The sequence below is a fragment of the Mesorhizobium sp. M5C.F.Cr.IN.023.01.1.1 genome (assembly GCF_003997585.1).
GTDB lineage: Bacteria > Pseudomonadota > Alphaproteobacteria > Rhizobiales > Rhizobiaceae > Mesorhizobium > Mesorhizobium wenxiniae.
In genome coordinates this window covers 1-25817 of sequence record NZ_RZSU01000072.1, presented here as the reverse complement: position 1 = coordinate 25817, position 25817 = coordinate 1, and the positions used below count along the sequence as shown (strand labels likewise).

Here is a 25817-nt window from a genome sequence, read left to right as displayed (position 1 = left end):
ATTTATGTAAACCTTAAATTAATCACGATCGTAAGTATTAAATTAACCTTGTTTTGACGATTGCCGCTGCAAGGTCCGGCTTGGCTACGTGGTTTGCCAAGGCGAGGTTCGGACAGATGCCAGCATCCCGACTGATCATTCTAGGCGTGGCGGTGGCTGCGGCGGGTGGCGCAGGATATGTTGCAAAAAACATGGTGGCGGCTCCGCCGCCTCAAATCGTCGATTCCGGCCCCACGGCGCCGGCAATCGCGCTGCAGGACGTGCTTGTCCTGTCAGGCGACGTTCCGATGGGCAGCCCGCTCGAGAACAACATCAGCTGGCAGTCCTGGCCGGCCGACGGCGTCAACGCAAATTTCATCACCCGCGCCGCCGAGCCCGATGCGCTTGAGAAGCTGAAAGGCGGCGTCGCCCGTGTCGCGATGTATGCCGGCGAGCCGCTGCGGCGGTCCAAGCTGATCGGCGAGGGACAGAGCTTCATGTCGTCGATCCTGCCCTCCGGCATGCGGGCCGTCGCCACAGCCGTATCGGCCGACACTTCGGCCGGCGGCTTCATTCTTCCCAATGATTTCGTCGATGTCATCATGACCCGCAGAGCCGATGCCGCGGGCGGCGGCAGCGGTTTTACGACCGAAACCATCCTCAAGAACATTCGCGTCCTGGCAATCGACCAGACCATCCAGGAGGACGAGGAAGGCAAGAGGACCAGGGTCGGCCAGACCGCGACACTGGAACTGACATCGCAGCAGGCGGAAATCATCACCGTCGCTCAGCAAATGGCGGATCGCCTGACATTGGCGCTGCGGTCGATCAGCGACACCCAGGAGAAGAATCTGGGCGAGGCCGATTATCTCGTTTCCGGCAATGGGCGGCGCGGAACAGTACGATTGATCAAGTCAGGCGAAGTTTCCGAAGTGGGGGCAAGGCAATGAGGCTAAACGCTAGACTGCCGGTCGCCCTGGCTGCGGCTATCGGCCTGTTCCTCATTGGGACGAATGCGCAAGGCCCCGTCGAGGCTAATGCGGCAGGCAGGGAGGCCGAGGTGTCGGCTACGACCGCCACCCAGCGCGTCAAGCTCGGCCTCAACAAATCGGTGGTCATCGACCTGCCGAGCGATGCCTATGATATTCTCGTCGCCAATCCGGCGGTCGCCGATGCGGTGACCCGCACCGCCAGGCGCATCTATCTGTTCGGAAAGGCGGTGGGCGACACCAACATCTTCGTCTTCGGCCCCAATGGCGAACAGATCGTCAGCCTGGATCTGGCAGTCGAACGCGACGTTGCCGGGCTGGAAGACTATATCAGGCGCTTCATCCCGTCATCGACCATCACGGTCGAATTGCTGAACGACAACGTCGTCCTGACCGGAACCGTGGACACGCCCTTGGATGCCAAGCGCGCGGTCGATCTGGCCACCATCTTCGTGTCCGGCGGTGAAGCGACCACGGGACAATATTCGCAGACCGCCTCCGGCGGCTCGGCCGAAGCCGGTGTCGACATCGACAATCCGGATTCCGAGCGTCGCGTCAGCCAGATCGTCAACCTGCTGCAGATCATCGGCGACGACCAGGTGACGCTCAAGGTGACGGTGGCCGAAGTCAGCCGCTCGGTGATGAAGCAACTCGGCGTCAACCTGATCGGCAACGGTGACAGCAATGGCATCAGTTGGGGTGCGGTAAGCGACAATTTCACCGGTTTAGGCAAGTCGCTGTCGAATTCTGGCTTCGCTATCGGCGGCTCGACGCTGGATGCCTACGTCAACGCTATGGAACAGTCGGGCGTCATGAAAACTCTGGCCGAGCCAACATTGACGGCCGTATCCGGCGAGAAGGCGACTTTCAAAGTCGGCGGCGAGTACAATATGGCGAGCAGCGTTTCCCAAGCCGTATCCGACGATAATCAGACCGGTTTGAAGACGTATTCAATCGAGAAGATCGAATACGGTATTGGCCTGGAATTCCAGCCGGTGGTGCTCTCTCCCGGCCGCATCAGCTTGAAGGTCAGGACTTCGGTTTCCGAGCCGACAACGGAGGGATCAGTATCTTTGTCCGAGGGTGTAACAAGCCCCGGCATGAACGTCCTGTCGCTCCGCAAACGCTTGGCCGACACGACAGTAGAGCTGCCCTCCGGCGGCTCGATGATGATCGCCGGCCTCGTCCGCGACGATCTCAGGCAGGCGGTCAACGGCCTGCCTGGGCTGACCAAGATCCCAGTGCTTGGCACGCTGTTCCGCAGTCGGGATTTCGTTCGCAACGAGACCGAGCTGGTCATCATCATAACGCCGTACCTGGTGAAGCCGGTGGCGCGCAACGCTCTTGCCAAGCCGGACGATAATTTCAACGCCGCCAGCGATGGCGCCGGCATGTTCCTTGGCCGTGTCAATCGCGTCTACGGCAGCATGCAGACCGACAAACCCAACGGCCGTTATCACGGCGTTGTCGGTTTCATCTACAAGTAAGCGGGGAAGCGGACATGTCTCAGTCAGCGTTTAAGGCAAGGACCATCACCGCAGCGATGCGGCCCGGCCATTCGCGGCTCTACCGGCCGGCCATTCCGGTCCTGGCGGTTGCAGTCGCGGCATTGCTGGCGGGCTGCGCCAACCGGGACAGCATCACGGTCGGCGCTGTTCCGGATGACTATCGCACCAACCATCCGATCGTGATTGCGGAGAAGAACGAGAAGATCGATCTTCCGGTGGGCGCCGGCGATCGCGGCATGACCGGGTCTCAGCGCGACACACTTCTGGGCTTCCTGGACGGCTATGACAAGAGCGCCGCTCCGACCCTGACGATCTCGATCCCGAGCGGTTCGGCCAACGAGATCGCCGCGACCGCGGCCGGTCGCGATTTCGCCAGACTTGCGATTGCCAGCGGCATCAGCCGGAACCGGATCGTCATGACCAGCTACCAGTCGGTTTCGGCCGAAGCGTCGGCGCCGATCCGCGTCGCCTATGTCTCGGTGAAGGCCCAGACCGACAGATGCGGGCGCTGGCCCGAAGACCTGCTGCAGACCTCGGAAAACAAGCACTATGCCGATTTCGGTTGCTCGTATCAGAACAATCTTGCCGCCCAGATGGTAAATCCGACCGATCTGCTCGGACCGCGCAAGCAATCCGATATCGACGCGGAAAATCGCGGCGCGGTGATCGACGTCTACCGCCAGAGAGGCATTTCGGAAGAGTTTTTCGGAAATTCGGAAGTTGAGTATTGAGCTTGAGCCGCGCCAGTCACGGAAAGAAATGAGAATGAGCAATCTTGCCTACGACACAGCGGTAGATGGCGGCGAAACCTCGCAGCAGGACATCGCCGCCATGCAGGCGTTGCGGCCGATTCCGCGCATCTCGATTCAGGCATTTTGCGAGACCGAGGGCGTTGCCAATCCGGTCGAGCGCGCCGGCGAGGATCGTCGCATGGCGAAGGCCCATCTGAAGGTCCATATGGGCGGCATCGCCACCGCCATCGAATTCTACCAATCGGCGCCGACACCGAACCTGATCCTGCTGGAATCGCGCAGCGAGCCGACGCAATTGCTCGCGCAGCTCACGCAGCTCTCCGAATATTGCGATCCGACCTCGAAAGTCGTGGTCATCGGCCACTATAATGACGTCGGGCTTTATCGCGAGCTCATCCGCTCCGGCATTTCCGAATATGTCATCGCGCCGGTGTCGATGGCCGATATCGTCAGCGTGATATCGACGATTTTCGTTGATCCTGAAGCCGAGCCGATCGGCCGCTCGATCGCCTTCATCGGCGCCAAGGGTGGCGTCGGCTCCTCGACCATTGCCCACAATGTGGCTTGGGCGATGTCGTCGCTGTTCAAGTCCGAAGTGGTTGTCGCCGATCTCGACCTAGCTTTCGGAACGGCCAACATCAATTTCGATCAGGATCCCGCGCAAGGCATTGCCGAAGCCGTATTCTCACCGGAGCGCCTCGACGAGGTCTATCTTGATCGGCTGCTTGCCCAGTGCGCCCAGCATCTGTCGCTGCTTGCAGCGCCTTCAACGCTCGAGCGGGTCTACGATTTCGATGCCGACGCTTTCACGCAGCTTATCGACACGGCGCAGCGCAGCGTGCCGCTTCTGGTGCTCGATGTTCCGCACGTCTGGACGGGATGGACCAAAAACATACTGGTCAAGGCCGACGAGATCGTGATCACGGCGACGCCGGAGCTGGCCAATCTGCGCAACACCAAGAATCTGGTCGACATGTTCAAGCGGCTTCGCCCGAACGATCCACCGCCGAAGCTGATCATCAATCAGGCCGGCGTGCCAAAGCGTCCGGAGATTGCGTCATCCGACTTCGCCGACTCGCTCGGCCTGTCGCCGATGTCGGTTATTCCTTTCGAGCCGCTGCTGTTCGGAAACGCCGCCAACAACGGGCGCATGCTCGGCGAAATGGATGCCAAGAACCCGGTTGTCAGCACGGTCAACGAGATTGCGCATGTGCTGACCGGGCGCAGCGAAATCAAGGCAAGAAAGAAAGCGGGCCTCGGCAATTTCCTTGGCAAGCTCTCGCGCAGCAAGAAGTGATGCTTCCGGAGCGGAATTGGTAATCATCATGTTTGGTAAAAGAGGCAGCGACGAAGGCAGCCGGTTCACCCCGGAATTCCGTCAGCCGGCACCTGCGCCTGCCGCGCCGGCGGCAAACCCTGCGGAAACAGCGGTTCTTGCCAAGCCCGCACCGCCGCCGTCGCTTGGCGCGCCTGCCGCGCCGCCGCCCGTGCGCCGTGCGGTCGAGGCGCCGCCATTGGCGCCGGAGCCGAAAAAGATTCAGCGCCAAAAGAGCGAAACCTACTACGACACCAAGAGCCAGGTCTTTGCCGCGCTCATCGACACCATCGACCTGTCGCAGCTCGCCAAGCTAGATCCCGAAAGCGCACGCGAGGAAATCCGCGACATCGTCAACGACATCATCGCGATCAAGAATTTCGCGATGTCGATTGCCGAGCAGGAAGAACTGCTCGAGGACATCTGCAATGACGTGCTGGGTTACGGGCCGCTGGAGCCATTGCTCGCTCGCGACGACATCGCCGACATCATGGTCAACGGTTCCAAGAACGTCTACATCGAGGTCAACGGCAAGGTCGAGCAGACCGGTATTCGTTTCCGCGACAACCAGCAGCTCCTCAACATCTGTCAGCGCATCGTCAGCCAGGTTGGCCGCCGTGTCGATGAATCGAGCCCGATCTGCGACGCGCGTCTTCCCGATGGTTCCCGCGTCAACGTCATCGCGCCGCCGCTCGCCATCGACGGCACAGCGCTCACCATCCGCAAGTTCAAGAAGGACAAGCTGACGCTCGATCAGCTGGTCAAGTTCGGCGCCATTTCGCCGCACGGCGCCGAGATTCTCAAGATTATCGGCCGCGTCCGCTGCAACATCGTCATTTCAGGCGGCACCGGCTCGGGCAAGACGACGCTGCTCAACTGCCTGACCAACTATATCGACCGCGAGGAGCGCGTCATCACCTGCGAGGACTCGGCGGAGCTGCAACTGCAGCAGCCGCATGTCGTGCGTCTGGAAACCCGCCCGCCCAACCTCGAGGGCGAGGGCGAGGTGACGATGCGCGACCTGGTCAAGAACTGCCTGCGCATGCGGCCCGAGCGCATCATCGTCGGCGAAGTGCGCGGACCTGAAGTGTTCGATCTTCTGCAGGCGATGAACACCGGCCATGACGGCTCGATGGGCACGATCCACTCGAACAGCCCGCGCGAATGCCTGAACCGTATTGAATCGATGATCGCTATGGGCGGCTACACGCTGCCGCAGAAAACCGTGCGTGAGATCGTGGTTGGTTCGGTGGACGTGATCATCCAAGCTGCACGCCTGCGCGACGGATCACGTCGCATCACCCACATCACCGAGGTGATTGGAATGGAGGGCGACGTCATCATCACGCAGGACATCGTCCTCTACAACATAAAGGGCGAAGACGCGAACGGCAGGCTGCTGGGTGAGCACGTGTCGACAGGGATTGGTCGCCCGCACTTCTGGGAGCGCGCCCGCTATTATGGCGAGGAACAGCGCCTCGCCAATGCGCTCGAGGCGATGGAGAAACGCGCTGACTGATGTGTCTGGAAGCGTAGGGGCCGGAATCGATGTTCGGAATTGACGGCACCGTATTGGCATTCATCGTGCTCGCCGGCTTCAGCGCCGGCGCGGTCGCCTACGCTTTTCTGTTCAATCGGATCAGCACCGAGAAGCAAGTCGGCAGGCGGCTTGAAACGATCAAGACCGCCGAGACGGATGGTGCCGTCGTCAAGGCCTCGCGCGATCGCATGGCGGAAGCGGCCAAGCGGCGAAAATCGGTTCAGGATTCGCTGAAGGATCTCGAACAGAAGCAAAAAACCAACCAGAGCATCGTCAAAAAGCCGCCACTGAAGGCTCAGATCCGTCAGGCGGGCATGAAGTTCTCACTTGAGCGCTTCTATCTCTACTCGGCGGTTTGTGGCGTCGCCCTGACGTTTCTTGCCTATTCCATCGGCGCGCCGTTGTTTGTCTTGCCGGGTGCGCTGCTGGTCGGTGCTCTCGGCCTGCCACGCTGGTTCGTCTCGTTTTGCCGCGCCCGCCGGGTCAAGGCATTCCTCAACGAATTTCCGAACGCGCTCGACATCATTGTGCGTGCGGTCAAATCCGGCCTGCCGCTAAACGACGCGGTCCGCCTGATCGCCAACGAATCCCCTGAACCGGTCAAGACCGAGTTCCGCCGCATCGTCGATTCACAGCAGATGGGCCTGTCGATCCCCGACGCCAGCATGCGCATGGCTGAGACAATGCCGTGCACGGAAGCGAGCTTTTTCGGCATCGTCATCCAGATCCAGTCCCAGGCCGGCGGCAATCTTTCCGAGGCGCTGGGCAATCTTTCGCGCGTGCTTCGCGACCGCAAGAAAATGAAGGCCAAGGTCCAGGCGCTGTCCATGGAAGCGAAGGCGTCCGCCGTGATCATCGGTGCGTTGCCTTTCGTCGTCGCCTTTCTCGTCTACCTGACAAGCCCGAACTACATCATGCCTCTGTTTACCACCAACGTCGGCAATCTGATCCTCGGCTGCTCGGCGGTCTGGATGGGGATCGGCGTCCTGGTGATGCGCAAGATGATGAACTTCGAAGTTTAGGATTTCGAGCGCATGACTGAGAACGTCGTCAAAACCCTTACCGATCCGGCATTTCTGATTGCCTTGCTGGTTGGCATCGCGGTGTTTGCGACCGTCTTTACGCTGCTGCCTGCCTTTGGCGGAAACCAGCTCAAGGCGCGCATGAAATCCGTGGCGCTGGAGCGCGACGAATTGCGCGCCAAGCAGCGTGCGCGGCTTGCGATCGAGGCCGATCGCCGCCGCAAGGGCCTGCGCGAGGAACAGTCGATCGGCATGCGCAACATTGTCGACCGGCTGGACCTGAGGCGCGCCCTGGCCGATGAAGGCACCTTGCAGAAACTCAAGGTGGCGGGCTTTCGCGGGCAGAATCCGCTGACGCGGTTTCTTTTCTTCCGTCTGGTCCTGCCCTTTGTCGGCTTTGCGCTGGCCGCGATGTATCTGTTCGTGCTCGGGGGGTTGCCGGAGCAGCCGCCTCTCATCAAATTGTTCGTCTGTATCGTGGTCGCCTATGCGGGTTTTTACGCGCCGGTGCTCTATGTCAACAACCGCGCCACCAAACGCAAGCAGTCGATCCAGATGGCGTGGCCGGACGCACTCGATCTGATGCTGATCTGCGTCGAATCCGGCATGTCCGTGGAGGCGGCGTTTCGTAAGGTCGCGGACGAGATCGGCGCGCAATCGGTGGCACTTGCCGAAGAGTTCATCCTGACCAATGCCGAGCTTTCCTACTTGCAGGAACGCAAGCAGGCTTACGAAAACCTTGCAAGCCGCACCGGCCTGGAGTCGGTCAAGTCGGTGTCGCAGGCGCTGGTCCAGGCCGAGCGCTACGGCACGCCGGTGGCGCATGCGCTGCGCGTGCTTGCCGGCGAAAGCCGCGACATGCGCATGAACGCCGCCGAGAAGAAAGCCGCGGCTTTGCCGCCGAAGCTCACCGTGCCGATGATCCTGTTCTTCCTGCCGGTGCTGTTTGCCATCATTCTAGGCCCCGCCGGCATCCAGGTGAGCCAGCGCGGCATCTTCGGCGACCAGCCGACGTCGAGCAGCCAATAGCCTCGTCAAGGCGACTACACATGCGAAAACCGCGGTGCTGATGCAACACGGCTTTGTATTTCCAGCATATCGATGAACTGAGGGAACTGGCAGGTTTGAGCAAAGCCGGCGTGGTCAATTGGTGGCAGGCTTTGCCTTGTCTTGATCCTTGAGCTGGCTCCAGGCGTTCTGCTGGGCGAGCATCTGGCGAAGGTAAGTCACGTTCGCCTGCGCCTGTTCGGCCGAAAGCTCCTGGGAGGCGATCTTCTCCGCTTCGTCGAAGCGGCCCTGCAGGCCGACGACCAACGCCAGGTTCTGGCGGACGCGGCTGTCGGCGTTCGGCTGCTGGGCGGCCGAGCGCATATAGGTTTCGGCCGTGCGCAGATCACCTTCCAGCACATAGGACATGCCGAGATTTGAAAGGATCGAAGGTTCGTTCGGCTTGAGGTCAAGCGCCTTGCGGTAATTCTGGCGCGCCTCGTCTCTCTGGCCAAGCTGGTCGAGAATCGCGGCTTCCGCCGATACCAGCTTCCAGTCGGGATATTCCGGTGTCTGCGCGCGGCGCACCGCGTCGAGCGCCGGCTCGAACTGCCCGTTGGCGGCCAGTGCCTTGCCATAGGCGGCGAGCACGTCGCGGTCCTTCGGCAGGGCGATCGCCAGTTTGCGCATCACCGCGAGCGATTGGTCGACGTCGCCATCCATTTGCAGCGCCGCGGCATAATTCATGGCGATCCGCTTGTCGTTGGGACTCTTGGCGTAGGACTGACCGAGCGCGATCGTCGCCTTGTGCAACTCGCCGGCCGACATGGTTTCCAGTGGTTTGCCGCTGCTGCGTCCGATCGAGCCGGTCGTCAGCTTGCTGGTCCCGCAGCCTGCAACGCTTGCAGCGAGCGCTATTATGAACGCCGTGGTTATCAGCCGCTTCCCCGTGGCGTTCGTCATGCGGTTGGTCGGCATCTGCACCAGGGCCTCCATTCGTAACGTGGCCATTACGTGGCCATCTTCCCTCCCGCAGAAATATTCTGTTAACCCTAACGGACAGTTAAAAAGCGCCGACTCGGAAGCCGGAGACCATCGAATGCCAGTCGAATTCATCGAGAGAAAACTGAAGACCACGCTGCCGGTTCATCTGGTGGCGAAGGATAGACTGGATGCAGCGGGGCTTGCCTCGTCCTCGCTCGCCTGGGCCAAGGCCAACGGCTTTTCCGGTGAGGCCGGCAGGACGCTGCTCATACCCGGCGAAAACGGCGCGCTTGCCGGAGCACTGTTCGGCACGGGCGATGGCGAAGGCGCGCTTGCCATCGGCGGGCTGGCGAGAGCCTTGCCCGAAGGCGACTGGCATTTCGCCTCGGCACCCGCCGACCCGGAACTGGCGTCCATCGCACTGGCGCTCGGCGGCTATGTCTTCACCCGCTACGGCAAAAAGCCCGGCAAGGCGCTGCGTTTTTCGCTGCCGTCCGGCGCCGACGCGGCGCGTGTTAGCCGCATCGCCGATGGCGTCTTCCTGACGCGCGATCTGGTCAACACGCCGACCAGCGATATGGGACCTGACGAACTGGAGAAAGCGGTGCGGACGCTGGCCGCGACGCACAATGCCGAAATGTCGGTGACCAAGGGCGACGATCTGCTCAAGAACAATTTCCCAATGATCCATGCCGTCGGCCGTGCTTCGGCCGGCGCGCCGCGGCTGATCGACATGATTTGGGGACCGAGGGACGCCCCGAAGGTGACGCTGGTCGGCAAGGGCGTCTGCTTCGACACCGGCGGCCTCGACATCAAGCCGTCCACGGGCATGCTTTTGATGAAGAAAGACATGGGCGGTGCCGCCAACGTCCTGGGCCTCGCATCCATGATCATGGCCGCCGGGCTGAAGGTCCGGCTGCGTGTGCTGATCCCGGCGGTCGAGAATTCGATTGCCGGCAACGCCTTCCGGCCCGGCGATGTGCTGGTGAGCCGCAAGGGCATCACCGTCGAGATCGGCAACACCGACGCCGAGGGACGGCTGGTGCTGGCGGACGCCTTGGCATTGGCAGATGACGACGAGCCGCAGCTGCTGATCGACATGGCGACCTTGACGGGGGCCGCTCGCGTCGCGCTCGGTCCCGATCTGCCGCCTTTCTACACCGGCGATGAAGCGCTGGCGTCCGATCTGGCGGAGGCTTCCGTCGCGGTCGAGGATCCGTTATGGCGCATGCCGTTGTGGCGGCCCTACGACTCAAAGCTGTCGTCGAAGATCGCCGACATCAACAACGTCACGTCAGACGGTTTCGCCGGCTCGATCACCGCAGCGCTGTTCCTCAAGCGCTTCGTCGAGAAGGCCGCCGCCTGGGCGCATTTCGACATCTTCGCCTGGAACCCATCCGATCGTCCGCAGGGCCTCGCCGGCGGCGAGGCGCAAGGCATCCGAGCGCTGGAAAGGGTCATCTCGACGCGCTACGCCTGACGGTGCCGATCCGGTAGGAATTTTCGAGACTGAAACGGAACCGAAACAATTTGCCGTCATTCTGGGCGGATGTCGATTTCGATGCGTCCAAGCCAGGCCTTGCGACTGTGGCAGCAGGTGATGCTGTCTCAGGTGCGCGACGACGCGCCGGATCTCACCATGCGCCAGACGGCGATCCTGTTCACCATCTATCTCGACCCGCCGCCGCATACGGTGCGCGGCCTCGCCGCCCGGCTCAACGTCACCAAGCCGGTCATCACCCGCGCGCTCGACACGATGGGCGCGCTGAAGCTGGTGTCGCGCCATCGCGACGAGCTCGACAAGCGCAACGTGCTGGTCAAGCGAACTGTAGAAGGTGCTCTCTTTGTCGAGCGCTTCGGCGATGTTATCATCGCCAAGGCCCAGGAATTGCCCATTTGACCGAACTGTCCTGCTGAACGAGTTGCCGATTTGACCGCCAGAGATGCCCGCCTTCACGCCTTCCGTTCCGATCTCGCCGATGCCAGGCTGAAAGGCGAGGTCGCCGCCGATCGCTTCGTCGCCGGGCGGCCGGCGCGGATTTCAGCCGCAGTGGCCGATATCCGCAAGGCGCCGCGGCCGGATGCCGGCGTCAACACGCAAGCCCTGTTCGGCGACGACGTCCTTGTCTTCGAGGATGCCGAAGGCTGGGCCTGGATCCAGGCCGAGCGCGACGGCTATGTCGGCTATGTCGCCGACACCGCGCTGGGCGGGCGGGACCATGCGCCCACCCATGTCGTCTCCGTGCCGCGCACCTTCCTCTATCCCGGACCGGATTTGCGGCTTCCGCTGAGCGGGCAGCTGTCGATGGGATCGGCGGTGAGGGTGGCGGGCGCGGCCGAAACGCGCGGCACGCATTATGCGCTGCTGCCGTCCGGCGAGGCGGTCATATCGGGCCATTTGAGACCCTTGAACAGACCAGCTGCCGATTACGTCGCGGTCGCGGAAACCTTTCTCGGCACGCCCTATCTGTGGGGCGGCGCCTCCGGCTTCGGCATCGATTGTTCCGGTCTCGTACAACTGGCGATGCACATGGCCGGCAGGCAAGTGCTGCGCGATTCCGACATGCAGGCGGCGACCATCGGTGAGTCGCTCGAGCCCGGACCAGATTTTGCCGGGCTACGGCGCGGCGACCTGGTGTTCTGGAAAGGCCATGTCGCGATCATGACCGACCCGGAAACGATGATCCACGCCAACGGCCACACCATGCTGGTCTCGCGTGAAGGGTTCAAGGAAGCCGTCGCCCGCATCGGCTATCTCTATGGCGGACCGACAGGGTTTCGGCGGCCTTGATGTAAGCGCCTGTCCTTCTCCCCTTGTGGGAGAAGGTGGCCGCGAAGCGGCCAGATGAGGGGTGTTCCAGGGAACGCCAGCGCCTCATTTCTTCCAGCCCCCTCATCCGTCTTGCCGCTTCGCGGCAATCCACCTTCTCCCACAAAGGGGAGAAGGACAGGCGCTCGATCACCTTTTGTTCCGATTCTTCTTGGCGATTGCGCGCCGCCGCGTTACCTCTGGCGCGTGACAGAGCAGCCGCGCCTCGCCGAACAGAATGCCGCCGTGCACTTGCCCGAGCCATTCCTCAAATGGTTCGCACAAAAAGGCTGGTCGCCGCGCGCCCATCAGATCGGCTTGCTGGCGACCGCCCAAGCCGGGCAGTCGGTGCTGCTGATCGCACCGACCGGCGCCGGCAAGACACTGGCCGGGTTTCTGCCTTCACTAACCGAGCTGGCCAAGCGGCCAAAGAGAAATCCGGGGCAGGCGCGTCGCGGCATCCACACGCTCTACATCTCGCCGCTGAAGGCCCTGGCCGTCGACATCGAGCGCAATCTCGGCAAGCCGGTCGAAGAGATCCGGCTGCCTGTCACCATCGAGACGCGCACCGGCGACACGCCCGCGCATAAGCGCCAGCGGCAGAAGCTGGCGCCGCCCGACATTCTCCTGACCACGCCCGAGCAACTGGCGCTGCTGATTGCCGCGCCCGATGCCAGGCGCTTCTTCGAGGATCTGCACTACATCGTGCTCGACGAACTGCATTCTTTGGTGACGTCGAAGCGCGGGCATCTCCTGTCGCTCGGGCTGGCCCGGCTGCGATCCTTTGTTCCCGGCTTGCAGACGATCGGCCTGTCGGCGACGGTCGCCGAGCCGGACGAACTGCGGCGCTGGCTGGTCAGCCAGAATCCACCGGGCGGCCTGGCCGAACTTATTGTCGTCACCGGCGGCGCCAAGCCGCAGATCTCCATTCTCGATTCGGAGGAGCGCGTGCCGTGGGCTGGACATTCGGCCCGCTACGCGACACCGGAGATCTACAGCGAGATCAAGCGACACAAGACGACCCTGCTGTTCGTCAACACACGCAGCCAGGCTGAACTGCTGTTCCAGGAATTGTGGCGGGTCAATGAAGACACTTTGCCGATCGCGCTGCATCACGGCTCGCTCGATGTCGCCCAGCGCCGGCGCGTCGAGAAAGCCATGGGCGAGAATGCCTTGCGCGCCATCGTCGCCACTTCGACGCTCGACCTCGGCATCGACTGGGGCGACGTCGACCTGGTCGTACATGTCGGCGCGCCGAAAGGCGCGAGCCGGCTGGCGCAGCGCATCGGCCGCGCCAACCACCGTATGGATGAGCCTTCGAAGGCCATCCTGATCCCGGCCAACCGCTTCGAGGTGCTGGAATGCCGGGCGGCACTCGACGCCAACTATCTCGGCGCCCAGGATACGCCGCCGCTGGTCAATGGCGGGCTCGACGTGCTGGCGCAGCATGTGCTGGGTTGCGCTTGCGGCGCGCCATTCCTTGCAGACACACTGTTCGAGGAGGTACGAACGGCTGCACCTTATGCCAGCCTCGATCGGCCGACATTCGACCGTGTCGTCGATTTCGTCGCCACCGGCGGTTATGCGCTGAAAAACTATGAACGCTATGCCCGCATCCGTCTGAACAAGGACGGGCTGTGGCGCGTTTCCAATCCTCGGGTTGCTCAGCAGTACCGGTTGAATGTCGGCACCATCATCGAGGTGCCGGCGCTCAACGTGCGTTACGTCCAGGCCGGCAGCAAGGGGTCCGCGTCGCGCGGCGGCCGCGTTCTCGGCAAAATCGAGGAGGCCTTCCTCGAAACGCTGACGCATGGCGACACGTTCATGTTTGCCGGCAAGGTGCTGCGCTTCGAGGGCATCCGCGAGAATGAGTGCTTCGTGTCCAATGCGCCCGGCAGCGATGCCAAGGTGCCGTATTATGGCGGCGGCAAATTTCCGCTTTCGACTTACCTCGCGGAACAGGTCCGCATCATGCTGGACGACCCGCAGCGATGGAAGAAGTTGCCGGAGCAGGTGGCCGACTGGCTACGCTTCCAGGCCGACAAATCGGTGCTTCCGAAACGCGACGACCTGCTGATCGAGACCTTTCCGCGCGGCAACCGGCACTATCTGGTGGCCTATCCGTTCGAGGGCAGGCTGGCGCACCAGACGCTCGGCATGCTGCTCACCCGCAGGCTCGACAGGGCGGGAGCCAGGCCGCTCGGCTTCGTCGCCACCGACTATGCACTTGCCATATGGTCGCTGGCCGATATGGGCAGGATGTTCAGGGCGAAGAAACCTTCGCTCGGCGAACTTTTCGACCAGGACATGCTGGGCGATGACCTCGAAGCCTGGCTGGCCGGCAGCTGGCTCTTGAAGCGCACCTTTCGCAATTGCGCGCTGATCTCGGGGCTGATCGAAAAACGTCATCCGGGCCAGGAGAAGAGCGGCCGTCAGGTCACCGTGTCGACCGATCTCATCTACGACGTTCTGCGCAGCCATGAGCCCGACCATATCCTGTTGCAGGCGACGCGTGCCGATGCGGCCACGGGTCTGCTGGATGTCAGCAGACTTGCCGAGATGCTCTCGCGTATCCAGGGACGAATCGTGCATAAGAACCTTGAGCAGATCTCGCCGCTCGCCGTGCCGATCATGCTCGAGATCGGCAAGATGCCGGTGCATGGCGAGGCCGATGATACGCTGCTGATGGATGCGGCAACGCTGGTCGAGGAGGCCATGGGGACGAAATGACATTTGCGCTCGCCATGACTGCGCCCCTGGCGGATGCCGATCGTATCGGCATCGCCGGCGAGCGCGCAATCTGCGATCGGCGCGGCGTGCTTTATTTTCCCGAGCTTCGGCTTCTGGCCGTGTCCGACTTGCATCTGGAAAAGGGATCGTCGCTGGCACGGCGCGGTACGTTGATCCCGCCTTACGATACCGGCGCGACATTGCTCCGATTGCAGGCGGTGATTGCCGATTATCAGCCGGCGATCGTCATCAGCCTCGGCGACAGCTTTCATGACGGCGGCGGCGCCGCGCGCATGCACTCCAGCTTTCGTGAGCGGCTGGAAGGACTGATGGCCGGCCGCGAATGGTTCTGGGTCGCCGGCAACCATGACCCGGACGCGCCGGCCGACCTGCCCGGCGAGACGGTGCGCGAGCTGGCCATAGGCTCTCTCGTATTCCGGCATGAACCTTCGGCAGTGAGAGTGGAAGGCGAGGTCGCCGGCCATCTGCACCCTTGCGCCCGCATCGTGCAGCAAGGCCGCTCGGTGCGGCGGCGCTGCTTTGCCGGCGATGGCGGCCGCATGATCATGCCGGCCTTCGGCGCCTATACCGGCTCGCTCAATGTGCTCGATCGCGCCTATGCCGGGCTGTTTCGCCGCGAAACGCTGATGGCCTATATGCTCGGCGCTGAGCGCATCTTCGCCATTTCCCACGCGATGCTCAGGCCGGGCTGAGCTGCTCTACCTGCCATAGTAGAGGGTGACAGTGTGCTTCGCCTCGGCGAAGAACAGCCAGCGCTCGACCAGCATGCCGGCGAACTGGACGATTGCGGCGAGTGTCGACAGCACCGCCGCATAGGGCCATGGCAAGGCGAACACGGCAACCAGCAGCAAGACGGGCAGAGCGAAGGCCAGCACTTGCGTGATCTGGCGCAGCCGCGCCTTGTGCTTGCGTGCGATGCGAAAGCCCATCTCCTTGAGCAGGTAGTTTTCCTCGGTGTGCGGCCATTCCAGCGACCGCACCGTACCGCCGGCCAAGCCCGTCGCGGTGTTGGCGGTGGTCGGAATTTCGAGCCGGTCATTGTATCGCCAGGTCGCCAGCTTCCAGCCCCAGCCGAGCAAGGTCAGCAGCGTGCAAGCTGCCAGAAGTATAGTCGAGCCCATGCCGAAACACTGCAGCAGCGCGTTGAGCAGTATGCTGCCGCTCATCGCCGAAAAAATGAGATAACCGGGTAGAGTGAAGCGGCTGTGCCATTGGGCGATCGGCTTTAGCGAGGCGTAGATCATGCCGGTGGTGCAGACGGTGGCGACCGCGCCGACCGCAGCCACCAACCCGGCTACGGTCACCCAGCCGTTCGTGCGGCCGAGGACCACCCAGCCTATGGCGAACAGCCCCGCCGGCACGAAGGTCGCGACCGACGCGAGGCCTTCGCGTGACAGCCACGAACTGCGCCATTGCGAGAAGGCTCGCCAGGCGCGTTCGGGCCGGCCGAGATGGCCGGCCGACGACAACAGGCCGGCCGAGATCAGGCCGAGCGCCAGGCCCATGCCGACGAGGCCGAGCCAGAAATCGGGTGGGACAAATCCTTGTCCGGCCAGCACGCCAAGCAGCGCAAGCAGGCCGTAACCGGCGCCGGTGGCGGTGGTGAAAAAGACGACGGAGAGGGCTGGATGCATGAGCTGGTTGCTGGTCAGTGAGAAAGCATGCGGTCGACCCAGCCGAGGAAACCGCCTTCGGCCCGCACAAGTTCGAGCGCCGGCGCCGGCACCGATGCCGCACGCTGCGTGTGGGCGCGTGGCGGCAAATATTTGTTGGTCGGATGATAGCCAAGTTCGGGCATCAGGTCGACACCGCCGCGCTCGGCCACCAGTTGCGAGATCGCCGACGCCGGGTCGCCAAGATCGCCGAAATGCCGCGCGCTGGTCGGACAGGCGGCGACGCAGGCCGGCATGCGGTCTTCTTCGGCCAGATTGTCGTTATAGATGCGGTCGACGCACAACGTACATTTCTTCATCACGCCGACATCGGTGTCGAATTCGCGCGCGCCATAGGGGCAGGCCCAGCTGCATAATTTGCAGCCGATGCACTTGTCCTCGTCGACCAGCACGATGCCGTCCGAGGCCCGTTTGTAGGAGGCGCCGGTCGGGCAGACGGTGACGCAGGCCGGTGTCTCGCAATGCAGGCAGGAGCGTGGGAAATTGACCGTGCGCCCACCCATCTCCGTTACGTGCTCATAGCTGTGCACGCGGTTGAACCAGACCCCGTCGACATCGCCGCCATAGGGATCGATGTCGGTCAGCGGCGCCATGTGACCGCCGGTGTTCCATTCCTTGCAGGCGGTGACGCAGGCCTGGCAACCGACGCAGGTGTCGAGATCGATGACCAGGCCGAGCTTCTTGTCGGTATGGGCGGGAAGGCAGGTCATGGTCTGGCAGCCTCTCTTTCCCGGCGGAACTCGGCGCCGAAACTGAGCTTGTCAGGCGAGGGTTCGAAATGCGGCGGCTGCCGGAAGCGCTCGAACTGCGGCTCGGTGAAGCCGGCTTCTTCAGCCGCGCATTTGACGATGCGGACGCGCAGGTCGAACCATGCCGCCTGGCCGGTCACCGGATCGGAATTCGAATAGCGCTTGCCGTTCGCATCGGCGGAGGTCTGGTCGCCAATGATATGGTTGAGCAGGAAGCCGCGATTCGATTCGGCGGCGTCGTCCATCAGCCCCCAGCTGCCGCGCCGTTTGCCGATCGCGTTCCAGGTCCACACCGTATCCGGGTTGACGCCGTCGACCAGCTTTATCTGCCCCTTGACCCTGCCGTTGATGCTCTCGATCCATACCCAATCGTCATCGACAAGGCCGAGGCCGGCCGCGGTCCGGTTGTGCATGAACAGCCGGTTCTGGCTGGTGATCTGCCGCAGCCACGCGTTCTGCGAACCCCAGGAGTGGTACATATGCATCGGCCGCTGTGTCAGCGCGTGCAGCGGGTATTTCTCGAGGTCGACAGCGGCCTCCTCGAAGGGCGCATACCAGAATGGCAGCGGATCCATATAGGTCTCGATGCGGCTGCGCTCTGCCTCCGGCGGCCGCACCCTCCCATGGCCGCGCGCGGCGAGGCGAAAGCGCTGCATCGGCTCGGAATAGAGCTGGAAGATGATCGGCTCGGCCTTCGGGATAAAGCCCATATTCTCGGCGAAATCGAGATAGGAGCGGTTGGCCATCTTGTAATAGCGCTGGTCGTCCGCAAAATCATGGTGCCAGAAGCCGCCATTGTCGATGTAGCGCTGAAGCTGGTCGGGATTGGCCTCGCCCTTGCCGATCGAAGTTCCGTCCTTGCCGCGCCAGCCGGCGAGCGGGCCGACGCCCGGCGTGCGCTCATGATTGACGATGTAATCGGCATAGTCGCGGTATTTGGCCGAGCCGTCGTCGTCGACGAAGCCGGGCAGGCCGAGCCGCGCGCCGAGCTCGATCAGCACTGTCTGGAACGGCCGCACGTCGCGGTCCGGCTCGACAACGGGATAGCGGATGGCGTCGCCCGGGCCGTCGGCATGGCTGATCGGCCGATCGAGCAGGCTGATGCAGTCATGTCTTTCGAGATAGGTGGTGTCGGGAAGCACGAGGTCAGCGAACGGCACGGTCTCGGAATAATAGGCGTCGGAATAGATGATGAACGGGATCTTGTACTCGCCTGACGCATCCATATCGGTCAGCATCGCCATCGTCTCAATGGTGTTCATCGACGAGTTCCAGGCCATGTTGGACATGTACATGAACAGCGTATCGATCTTGTAGGGATCGCCGGCCCAGGCGTTACGGATGACCGTGTGCATGAGCCCGTGTGCGGCCAGCGGCGCATCCCAGGAATAGGCCTTGTCGATACGGATCGGCCTACCGATGTCATCGACCAGCAGATCATCTGGTCCGCAGACGAAACCGAGCGGCATGCCCTCCAGCGGCGTCCTCGGCCTGACGTCCTTGCCTGCGGGCTTCGGACCTGGCGGCGCCGACCGCGGATAGGGCGGCTTGAAGCGAAAGCCGCCCGGCACGTCCACTGTGCCGAGAAGCACCTGAAGCAGATGAATGGCGCGGCAAGAGTGAAAGCCGTTCGAATGGGCCGAGATGCCGCGCATCGCGTGCATCGACACTGGCCGGCCCTTGATCGTCTCGTGCCGGCGACCGGCCCAGTCCGTCCACGCCACCGGCAGTTCGATCGCCTGATCGAATGCGACATGCGCCAGTTCGGCGGCGATCCGGCGGATGGTGTCGGCGGGAACGCCGCAGCGTTCGGCAACCGCGTCGGGAGAATAGCTCTCGTGCAGATAGCGGTCGGCGATGAGCTGGAAGACCGGCACGCAGCGGCGGCCGTCGACCTGGAAGTTGCCGGTCAGCGCCGGCTTTGCGTCGGTATCGGTGGCGCTGACGGGCACTTTCGCCACTCTGTCCCAAGCCAGCGGATTGCCGCCAATGTCGCGCGCGAACAGCCCGTCACCGGCAGCATTCGGCTCCTGGATGACGAGGACATGGGCGTTGGTGTAGCGCAGCAAATAATCGAGATCGACGCGGCCGGCTTTCAGTAGTTCATGGATGAGGGCAAACACGAACAGGCCGTCGGTGCCGGGCCGGATGCCGATCCAGTCATCGGCAATGGCGTTGTAGCCGGTGCGGCACGGATTGATCGAAACCACTTTGGCGCCGCGCGCCTTCAGCTTGCCGAGACCAATCTTGATCGGATTGGAATCATGGTCTTCGGCAACGCCGAACAGCATGAAGTATTTGGTGTTGTCCCAGTCCGGTTCGCCAAACTCCCAGAACGAACCGCCGATCATATAGAGGCCGCCGGCCGCCATATTGACTGAACAGAAGCCGCCATGGGCGGCGAAATTCGGCGTGCCGAACTGGCTCGCCCACCAGCCGGTCAAGGATTGCGACTGATCGCGCCCGGTGAAGAAGGCGAGTTTCTTCGGATCGGTCTGGCGTATCCTTGAAAGCCGTTCCGTCGCGATGGAAAATGCTTCCTCCCATTCGACCTCGCGAAACTCTCCCGAGCCGCGCGGACCTGTACGCAGCAATGGTTTCTTCAACCGGGCTGGACTGTAGTGCTGCATGATGCCGGCACTGCCCTTGCCGCACAGCACGCCGCGATTGACCGGATGGTCCTTGTTGCCGTTGATGTAGCGGACCTTGCCGTCCTTGATGTGGACGTCGATGCCGCAGCGGCAGGCGCACATGTAGCAGGTGGTCTTGGCAATGCTGTCGGAGACATCGGGCGAAGTATCGACGCCATCGCCCTCGTCGGGCGAGCGCGTGTCGGCAAGCGGCCGTTGGGACGGTGCGGAATTGGCGCCGCGCAGCGTTCGGTGGTTCATGATCCGGTGCTTTTGTAAGCCGTGAATTTGGCTCTCGTCTTCGGTCCGGGGCCGCGCATGTAGTGCTCTTCCGGATGATAGCGACCGCCGGCAAGCCGGCGCCGTAGGCTGCGGGTCCAATGGGCAAACAGGGATTTTAACCGCCCGATCATTCTACCCTTTTGCGGCCTGGCCGCGATATTTTTCCAATTTCTTCCAGAAACTTAGAACAAAGCAATCGATCCGTCTAACAAGTTGCTCTTGTAATTTCAATCGAATTTGTTTCTTAATTCTCTCATGACCCTGGACCAATTGCGGATATTCGTTGCTGTCGCCGAGCGAGGGCATGTGACCAAGGCGGCCGAGCTGCTGGGGATTTCCCAGTCGGCGGCGTCGGCCGCCATCCGCTCGCTCGAACAGCAGCACAGCGTCCAGCTGTTCAACCGGGTCGGCCGCAACATCGAGCTCGCGCAGACCGGACACCGGTTCCTGCCTGAGGCCAAGGCCGTGCTCGAACGGGCGGCTGCCGCTCACAATGTGCTGGAGCACGTTTCCCAGACGATCACCGGCAGCCTTTCGATCGCCGCCAGCCAAACTATCGCCAGCTACTGGCTGCCGCGCCGCCTGGCCTCCTTCCACGAGGCCTATCCCGCCGTCAGGCTGAGCGTGACCATCGGCAACACCAGGCAGGTCGAGACCAATGTCCTGGACGGTACGGCGGATTTTGGCTTGGTCGAGGGGCGCACTGAATCCGACATATTGCGGCGCGCCAAGGTCGATGTGGATCGCCTGATGCTGGTCGTGGCGCATTCGCATCCCGAGATCGTTGAAGTCTCGCGCGGGCAGCCGGATATCAGGGACTTCCGCTGGATCATCAGGGAAGGCGGATCAGGCACGCGCGAGGTGCTGGAAGATCTTGCCCGCCGCGAAGGGATCTCGTTCGCGGACCTCAGGATATTCCTGGTACTGCCGAGCAACGAGGCGGTTCGTCAGGCGGTCGAGGCCGGCGCCGGCGCCACCATCATTTCGAGGCTCGTCGTCGAACGAGCCGTTGCCGAAGGCAGCTTGCGGTCCGTGCCAATCGATCTGCCGAAGCGCGATTTCGCCATGATCACGCATCGTGACCGGCAGGCAAGCCTGGCCCAGATGGCACTCAAGGCGCATCTGGGCGCGAGGGCCGGCGAGACCGTCCGGGGGTAAGCCGGATCAGCCGAATTTCCGTTGCGCGTCGAGTGCCAGCCCGAGCCCGACCGAGCCGAACATGTCGCCTTCGATAACGGATGCCTGCGGCACCAAGGCTAGTATTTGCTGCCTTGCCAGCGGGATGGCGGTCGATCCGCCGGTCAGGAACACTGCGGTGATGTCGGATGGTTTCACCTGCGAGTCCCGGATGATCTCACCAACCGTCGCGGCCACCCGTTCGATGTCCCTGGCGATCGTGGCTTCGAGCCCGACGCGCGAAATTTCGGCCGCGAATTCCACCCCCGTCAGCGCGACCACGACATCGGCGGACAATCGCTCCGTCAGCGCGATCTTGGCCTTTTCGACCAAAGCAGCCAGCGCGTGCCCGTAACGATGCTCGACGATGTGGATGAATCGGTCGACCAGGTCGGCGCGCTCCGCTTCGTAGCGGATCTGGCGCAGATGCGTCATCGCCCGGGCAGTGTAGACCAGATTGATGCGTTGCCATGTCGCCAGGTCGATGAAGTAGCTGGCCGGCAAATTGCGCTTGCCGTCCTTGGTCGGCGAGAGATAGCCGAGCTGCGGCATCACATGGGCGATGCTCAACAGCCGGTCGAAGTCGGTGCCGCCGATGTGGATGCCTCGGCTCGCCAGAATGTCGTCTTTGCGATCGAGGGAGCGGGCGCGCTGCGGCGACACCCGCACGATCGAGAAGTCGGATGTGCCGCCGCCCATGTCGACGATCAGTGCCAGTTCTTCCCGCGTGACCTTCTGCTCGTAGTCGAGCGCCGCCGCGATCGGCTCGAACTGGAAGGCTATGTGCTTGAAGCCCTGGGCGCGTGCCGCGTTTTCGAGTTCACCCTCAGCCTTGGCGTCGGCCTCGGCATCGTCGTCGACGAACTGCACCGGACGACCGAGCACCACGCTCTCAACCACGTCGCCGGCATTGCCTTCTAGCCTCCTCTTGAGATGGCCTACGAACAGCCCGATGATCTCGGTGAAGGCGATCGACCGCGCCTTGATGCGCGTCTTTTCATGGACAAGCGAACTGCCGAGCACGCTCTTCAGCGAGCGCATCAGGCGACCTTCGATGCTGTCGGTATAGTTGGCGATGGCGCGGCGCCCGAAATAAGTGCGGTTGTCCTCGAAGTTGAAGAAAACGGCGCTCGGCAGCGTGACCTGATCGTCTTCCAGCGCCACCAGCCGCGGCTGCCCGTTCCTGACCACGCCCACGGTGGAATTCGAAGTGCCGAAATCGATACCGCCGAATGCTGGTCGCATCGTAAGTCCTGTATTCTGATTGTGGGGGAGCGACAGCTCGTTTCCGGTCGGGCCGGGGTCGCGGTCTAACCCATGAATCCCAAAAGGGGAACCACCTTTCGGGAGGGGTCTAGTCCTTTCGGAAGACCAGTCTTCCTAGCCAGCCGGTCAGCATGGCTAGCAATACGGCGAAGACGCCGTAGAGGAAGGAATAATCGTGGGCGACGCGGAAGATCGACTGTTCGAAACCGGACTTGCGGATTTCGAGCTGGGCGGAGCTTTCCTTGATGAACAGGCCGCTCTTGAACAGAAACGCACGGGCCTTGTGGGTGCCGACTGGAACGTTGGGGGCGAGCCTGACGGTGGCGCGGAACAGGTTCTGCGACAGGAACTGCACGCCGCCAACATTCTCGCTGTAGAGGCCGGTCGCCGTTTTGCGCTCGCGCAGCGCCGCGGTGAATTCCTGGATTGTCGCCGGACTCTCGCCATCGTCGGCCGGCTGCATGTAGATGTTGGCGGCGCCGAGTGACAGTTGCTTGTAGCTGTTGGGGTCGGTTACGTCCTGCAGCGGGCGCGTCGTCGCCACCGAATAGGACACCGGCACATTCTCGAAGGTTTCGGACTCCAGATTGATCCAGATGCCGAGCACCCGGTCCTTGCGGCGCACGACGACCGGCCGGGCCGGACCCTCAAGCACGACGATGATGTCGTAGCGCCCCCGGCGCGCGACAAGCGGGTCGGCATTTTCCAATGAGCCGAAGATGGTGAGATCGGCGCCGGAAAAGCCGGCGGTGATTGAGACATGGTCGGTGGACAGGCCGATCTGGATATTTTCGGTAGCTGGCGTCTGCGCTTTTCCCGGTGACGCCACTGCCAACAGCGACAGCGAGGCAACGGCCAAGAACGCCCTTAAGCCCGCCATCAGGTCAGACCCACGCCGGAAAGAGAATAGAGGTTGGGCGGCGTCACGAACAGATCGATGGCGAGTCGGATTGCGACCGCCAGCACCAGCAATGCGAGCAGCGCCCTGAGCTGCTCGCCACGCAGCCTTTGGCCGGCCTTGGCGCCGTATTGTGCGCCGGCGACGCCGCCTGCCATCAACAGGAAGGCGAGCATGACGTCGACCGTCTGGTTAGTGGTGGCGTGAACCAGCGTGGTATACGCCGAGGTGAAGATGATCTGGAACAGCGAGGTGCCGATGACGACATTGGTCGGCACTTTCAAGAGATAGATCAGCGCCGGTACCATGATGAAACCGCCACCGACGCCCATGATCGACGACAGGAAGCCGATGCCGGCGCCAAGGCCGAGCACCGGGATGACACTGACGAAAAGCTTCGAGGCCCTGAACCGCATTTTCAGCGGCAATCGGTGGATCCAGTTGTGCTGGCCGGATTTCTTTAGCACCGGTGCCGCGCCGCTGCGGGTGGCGCGCAGCGCATTGACGCTCTCGACCAGCATCAGCCCGCCGACGGTGCCAAGCAGCACGACATAGAGCAGCGAGATGAACAGGTCGAGCTGGCCGAGCCGGCGCAAGAAACCAAAGACAAAGATGCCGCCGGTTGAGCCGACGATGCCGCCTGCCAAAAGCACACCGCCGAGCTTGAAGTCGAGCGTGCCGCGCTTCACATGCGACAATGCGCCGGAGAAGGAGGAGGCGATGACCTGGTTGGCGCCGGTGGCGACCGCGATGGCCGGCGGTATGTTGTAGAAGATCAGCAGCGGCGTGATGAGGAAGCCGCCGCCCACTCCGAACATGCCCGACAGGAAGCCCACTGCCGCGCCCATGGCCAGCAGCACGAAAATGTTGACGGAAATTTCCGCGATCGGGAGATAGATGCCCACCCGTCAGTCTCGATCAGTTTGCCGGCGAATGCAACCGTTGCGGGCATTTCGCGCCAAAAAGCCTATCTCGTTCTTGCGCCGGCCGGGCAGCGAAGTCAAACCTCGCCACGCCGCCGAAACAAAAAACAACTCAATCAGTTAACAGGCAAATGTGTGGCAACGGCGTCGCGGAAACGACGCATCTGACGTTATTTGCGCGCAAGCAGCGCCTTGACCAGTTTTTCGTCGACCGCGCCCGTCGCCTGCAGGTCGTTGTCGGTCTGGAAAGCCATGATGGCATCCTTGGTTTTCTGGCCCATCACGCCGTCGGCATTGCCGGCCTCATAGCCGTTCTTGTTGAGAATGCGCTGGATATTCTGAACGACCTTCTTCATGTCGACGCTGGCAGTCGTCTGCGGCGTGCCGTCCTGCCATGATTCGGGAATGTCGGCCGAATTGGCCGCAGGATCGATCGGCTCTGCCTTCCACAGTTCGGCGGCGGCGCGTGCGCGTTCGAGCTGCTCGGGCCTGAGCGCCTTGGCGATCTCGTCGCGCTTTGCCGCCGCATCCTTGTCGCCGGTCTTGGCGACAAGTGCGAACCATTTGTAGGATTCTTCGAGATTCTGCTTCATACCGACGCCCTTCGCCGCCAGGATGCCGAGATTGAACTGGCTGTCCTTGACGCCGAGCTCGGCGGCGGCCTGGAACCAGTGCGCGGCCGATTCATTGTCGGTCACTCCGTCCGCAGCCATGGCAAAGAGCACGGCGAGATTGTGCATGGCGCTGGCGTTGCCCTGCGCCGCGGCGAGCTGGTACCAGGTCTTCGCCTTCTTGACGTCGCGCGCGACCCCAGTGCCCTTCTCATAGAAGTTGCCGATCCGGTATTCCGCCGGTGCGAAGCCGAGTTCGGCTGATTTCTCGTACCATTTGGCGGCCGCTGCCATGTCTTGCTTGACGCCGCGCGATTCGGCATAGCGCGAGCCGATCTCGAACAACGCCTTGGCGTCGCCGCCGGCCGCTGCGTCACGCAAGGCGGTTGGGCCGGCATCGGCTGGGATGTCGATGTTGGCAGTGGCCGCCGCCGTCGAAGCATCCGCAGGTGTGACCGTGCCGGTCATCTCTTGGGTCGCCGTCGTGGCGGCCCTCGCTGTGGCCATTGGCTCGGTGTCGGCAGCCGTCGGGCCCGCAGGTGCAGAGGCTGTCACGTTCGCCGCCGCCGGATCGGGCGGCGCCGTTGGAGTCATGGGCGCAGGAACGGGTTCAGCCTCGGGTGCGGTGCCGATCGGCGTTCCGGCGTCCGACAGCGCGGCGCGGGCGGCCTGTGCCGGCATGTCGTCCTCGGCTATCGATTCGGACGGCTCTGCCTGCCGGACGGCGCGGGCCGGCGCGCTGTCCTGTGCTGCAGCAGTTTGCGCGTCCTTCTTCGGCTCGCTGGCGGTGCCGGCCGACGTGGTTTCCGCCGGTTGCGCGGCCACGATCGGCGCTGCATCATTGCTGGCTATTTCAACGGGGTCCGAGAAAAAGGCCTTGCCCAATTGTAAGCCGGCGAGCGCCAGCATGACTGCGGCGGCCGCCATCAGGATCGGCTTGCGCCGCGCCTTGAGCAGGTCGCCGATCCTGAGC

Annotated in this window: 21 protein-coding genes; 13 read left to right on the top strand and 8 right to left on the bottom strand. The window is 62.8% G+C overall.

The window, feature by feature from the left end:
* The first annotated feature begins 116 nt into the window (after window positions 1-116).
* The 7 genes from cpaB to EOA78_RS24540 are packed head-to-tail and all read left to right on the top strand — an operon-like array spanning window position 117 to window position 8134.
* Window positions 117-929: a Flp pilus assembly protein CpaB gene (gene cpaB, locus EOA78_RS24570; protein ID WP_065006124.1), complete on the top strand. Its 813-nt coding sequence runs from the start codon at window positions 117-119 to the stop codon at window positions 927-929.
* Window positions 926-2455, top strand: coding sequence for a type II and III secretion system protein family protein (locus EOA78_RS24565; RefSeq protein WP_127317375.1), 1530 nt, complete (start codon window positions 926-928; stop codon window positions 2453-2455). The genes cpaB and EOA78_RS24565 overlap by 4 nt, the downstream gene beginning before the upstream one ends.
* Window positions 2456-2469: 14 nt before the next feature.
* Entirely contained in the window at window positions 2470-3207 is a 738-nt protein-coding gene (locus EOA78_RS24560) for a CpaD family pilus assembly protein (RefSeq protein ID WP_127317374.1), read from the top strand.
* A 34-nt stretch (window positions 3208-3241) separates the two neighbouring features.
* Window positions 3242-4525, top strand: a complete 1284-nt coding sequence (locus EOA78_RS24555; protein ID WP_206533488.1) for a CpaE family protein — start codon at window positions 3242-3244, stop codon at window positions 4523-4525.
* A gap of 28 nt (window positions 4526-4553) precedes the next feature.
* Window positions 4554-6062 carry a CpaF family protein gene (locus tag EOA78_RS24550; RefSeq protein WP_127317372.1) on the top strand — a complete coding sequence of 503 codons (1509 nt, stop codon included), beginning with the start codon at window positions 4554-4556 and terminating at the stop codon, window positions 6060-6062.
* Between the two features lie 29 nt (window positions 6063-6091).
* Window positions 6092-7105: a type II secretion system F family protein gene (locus EOA78_RS24545; RefSeq protein WP_127317371.1), complete on the top strand. Its 1014-nt coding sequence runs from the start codon at window positions 6092-6094 to the stop codon at window positions 7103-7105.
* Between the two features lie 12 nt (window positions 7106-7117).
* Entirely contained in the window at window positions 7118-8134 is a 1017-nt protein-coding gene (locus tag EOA78_RS24540; RefSeq protein WP_065005866.1) for a type II secretion system F family protein, read from the top strand.
* A 114-nt stretch (window positions 8135-8248) separates the two neighbouring features.
* Here EOA78_RS24540 and EOA78_RS24535 read toward each other — a convergent pair whose 3' ends face one another.
* Window positions 8249-9070 carry a tetratricopeptide repeat protein gene (locus EOA78_RS24535; protein ID WP_127317380.1) on the bottom strand — a complete coding sequence of 274 codons (822 nt, stop codon included), beginning with the start codon at window positions 9068-9070 and terminating at the stop codon, window positions 8249-8251.
* A 121-nt stretch (window positions 9071-9191) separates the two neighbouring features.
* On the opposite strand from EOA78_RS24535, the gene EOA78_RS24530 reads away from it, so the two are divergent.
* From EOA78_RS24530 to pdeM, 5 genes are all read left to right on the top strand, one after another.
* Complete coding sequence (locus EOA78_RS24530; protein WP_127317370.1) at window positions 9192-10556, top strand: leucyl aminopeptidase family protein; 1365 nt, start codon at window positions 9192-9194, stop codon at window positions 10554-10556.
* Window positions 10557-10625: 69 nt separating this feature from the next.
* Window positions 10626-10976: a MarR family winged helix-turn-helix transcriptional regulator gene (locus EOA78_RS24525; RefSeq protein ID WP_127317369.1), complete on the top strand. Its 351-nt coding sequence runs from the start codon at window positions 10626-10628 to the stop codon at window positions 10974-10976.
* A 30-nt stretch (window positions 10977-11006) separates the two neighbouring features.
* Entirely contained in the window at window positions 11007-11867 is an 861-nt protein-coding gene (locus EOA78_RS24520) for an NlpC/P60 family protein (protein WP_127317368.1), read from the top strand.
* 225 nt (window positions 11868-12092) lie between these two features.
* Window positions 12093-14615 (top strand): ligase-associated DNA damage response DEXH box helicase, encoded by a 2523-nt coding sequence (locus EOA78_RS24515; protein ID WP_127317367.1) that lies wholly within the window; start codon window positions 12093-12095, stop codon window positions 14613-14615.
* Entirely contained in the window at window positions 14612-15328 is a 717-nt protein-coding gene (gene pdeM, locus EOA78_RS24510; RefSeq protein WP_127317366.1) for a ligase-associated DNA damage response endonuclease PdeM, read from the top strand. Before EOA78_RS24515 ends, pdeM begins: the two co-directional genes overlap by 4 nt.
* Window positions 15329-15334: 6 nt before the next feature.
* Here pdeM and EOA78_RS24505 read toward each other — a convergent pair whose 3' ends face one another.
* The 3 genes from EOA78_RS24505 to EOA78_RS24495 are packed head-to-tail and all read right to left on the bottom strand — an operon-like array spanning window position 15335 to window position 19949.
* On the bottom strand, window positions 15335-16270 hold the full coding sequence (locus EOA78_RS24505) for a DmsC/YnfH family molybdoenzyme membrane anchor subunit (protein ID WP_127317365.1): 936 nt from the start codon (window positions 16268-16270) through the stop codon (window positions 15335-15337).
* Between the two features lie 14 nt (window positions 16271-16284).
* Entirely contained in the window at window positions 16285-17019 is a 735-nt protein-coding gene (locus EOA78_RS24500) for a 4Fe-4S dicluster domain-containing protein (RefSeq protein WP_127317364.1), read from the bottom strand.
* Entirely contained in the window at window positions 17016-19949 is a 2934-nt protein-coding gene (locus EOA78_RS24495; protein ID WP_127317363.1) for a molybdopterin oxidoreductase family protein, read from the bottom strand. Before EOA78_RS24495 ends, EOA78_RS24500 begins: the two co-directional genes overlap by 4 nt.
* A gap of 276 nt (window positions 19950-20225) precedes the next feature.
* On the opposite strand from EOA78_RS24495, the gene EOA78_RS24490 reads away from it, so the two are divergent.
* Window positions 20226-21128: a LysR substrate-binding domain-containing protein gene (locus EOA78_RS24490; RefSeq protein WP_127317362.1), complete on the top strand. Its 903-nt coding sequence runs from the start codon at window positions 20226-20228 to the stop codon at window positions 21126-21128.
* Window positions 21129-21134: 6 nt separating this feature from the next.
* On the opposite strand, the gene EOA78_RS24485 is transcribed toward EOA78_RS24490, so the two are convergent.
* From EOA78_RS24485 to EOA78_RS24470, 4 genes are all read right to left on the bottom strand, one after another.
* Complete coding sequence (locus EOA78_RS24485) at window positions 21135-22391, bottom strand: Hsp70 family protein (RefSeq protein WP_127317361.1); 1257 nt, start codon at window positions 22389-22391, stop codon at window positions 21135-21137.
* 109 nt (window positions 22392-22500) lie between these two features.
* Window positions 22501-23292: a TIGR02186 family protein gene (locus EOA78_RS24480; protein WP_127317360.1), complete on the bottom strand. Its 792-nt coding sequence runs from the start codon at window positions 23290-23292 to the stop codon at window positions 22501-22503.
* Window positions 23292-24215 (bottom strand): sulfite exporter TauE/SafE family protein, encoded by a 924-nt coding sequence (locus EOA78_RS24475; protein ID WP_127317359.1) that lies wholly within the window; start codon window positions 24213-24215, stop codon window positions 23292-23294. The genes EOA78_RS24480 and EOA78_RS24475 overlap by 1 nt, the downstream gene beginning before the upstream one ends.
* A 188-nt stretch (window positions 24216-24403) precedes the next feature.
* Window positions 24404-25817, bottom strand: a 1414-nt coding sequence (locus tag EOA78_RS24470; protein ID WP_206533487.1) for an SEL1-like repeat protein, incomplete at its 5' end; no start/stop codon positions are given.

Coding starts and splice junctions, on each gene's coding strand:
- cpaB (WP_065006124.1), top strand. CDS start 117: ATGCCAGCATCCCGACTGATCATTCTAGGCGTGGCGGTGGCTGCGGCG.
- EOA78_RS24565 (WP_127317375.1), top strand. CDS start 926: ATGAGGCTAAACGCTAGACTGCCGGTCGCCCTGGCTGCGGCTATCGGC.
- EOA78_RS24560 (WP_127317374.1), top strand. CDS start 2,470: ATGTCTCAGTCAGCGTTTAAGGCAAGGACCATCACCGCAGCGATGCGG.
- EOA78_RS24555 (WP_206533488.1), top strand. CDS start 3,242: ATGAGCAATCTTGCCTACGACACAGCGGTAGATGGCGGCGAAACCTCG.
- EOA78_RS24550 (WP_127317372.1), top strand. CDS start 4,554: ATGTTTGGTAAAAGAGGCAGCGACGAAGGCAGCCGGTTCACCCCGGAA.
- EOA78_RS24545 (WP_127317371.1), top strand. CDS start 6,092: ATGTTCGGAATTGACGGCACCGTATTGGCATTCATCGTGCTCGCCGGC.
- EOA78_RS24540 (WP_065005866.1), top strand. CDS start 7,118: ATGACTGAGAACGTCGTCAAAACCCTTACCGATCCGGCATTTCTGATT.
- EOA78_RS24535 (WP_127317380.1), bottom strand. CDS start 9,070: ATGCCGACCAACCGCATGACGAACGCCACGGGGAAGCGGCTGATAACC.
- EOA78_RS24530 (WP_127317370.1), top strand. CDS start 9,192: ATGCCAGTCGAATTCATCGAGAGAAAACTGAAGACCACGCTGCCGGTT.
- EOA78_RS24525 (WP_127317369.1), top strand. CDS start 10,626: ATGTCGATTTCGATGCGTCCAAGCCAGGCCTTGCGACTGTGGCAGCAG.
- pdeM (WP_127317366.1), top strand. CDS start 14,612: ATGACATTTGCGCTCGCCATGACTGCGCCCCTGGCGGATGCCGATCGT.
- EOA78_RS24505 (WP_127317365.1), bottom strand. CDS start 16,270: ATGCATCCAGCCCTCTCCGTCGTCTTTTTCACCACCGCCACCGGCGCC.
- EOA78_RS24500 (WP_127317364.1), bottom strand. CDS start 17,019: ATGACCTGCCTTCCCGCCCATACCGACAAGAAGCTCGGCCTGGTCATC.
- EOA78_RS24495 (WP_127317363.1), bottom strand. CDS start 19,949: ATGAACCACCGAACGCTGCGCGGCGCCAATTCCGCACCGTCCCAACGG.
- EOA78_RS24490 (WP_127317362.1), top strand. CDS start 20,226: ATGACCCTGGACCAATTGCGGATATTCGTTGCTGTCGCCGAGCGAGGG.
- EOA78_RS24485 (WP_127317361.1), bottom strand. CDS start 22,391: ATGCGACCAGCATTCGGCGGTATCGATTTCGGCACTTCGAATTCCACC.
- EOA78_RS24480 (WP_127317360.1), bottom strand. CDS start 23,292: ATGGCGGGCTTAAGGGCGTTCTTGGCCGTTGCCTCGCTGTCGCTGTTG.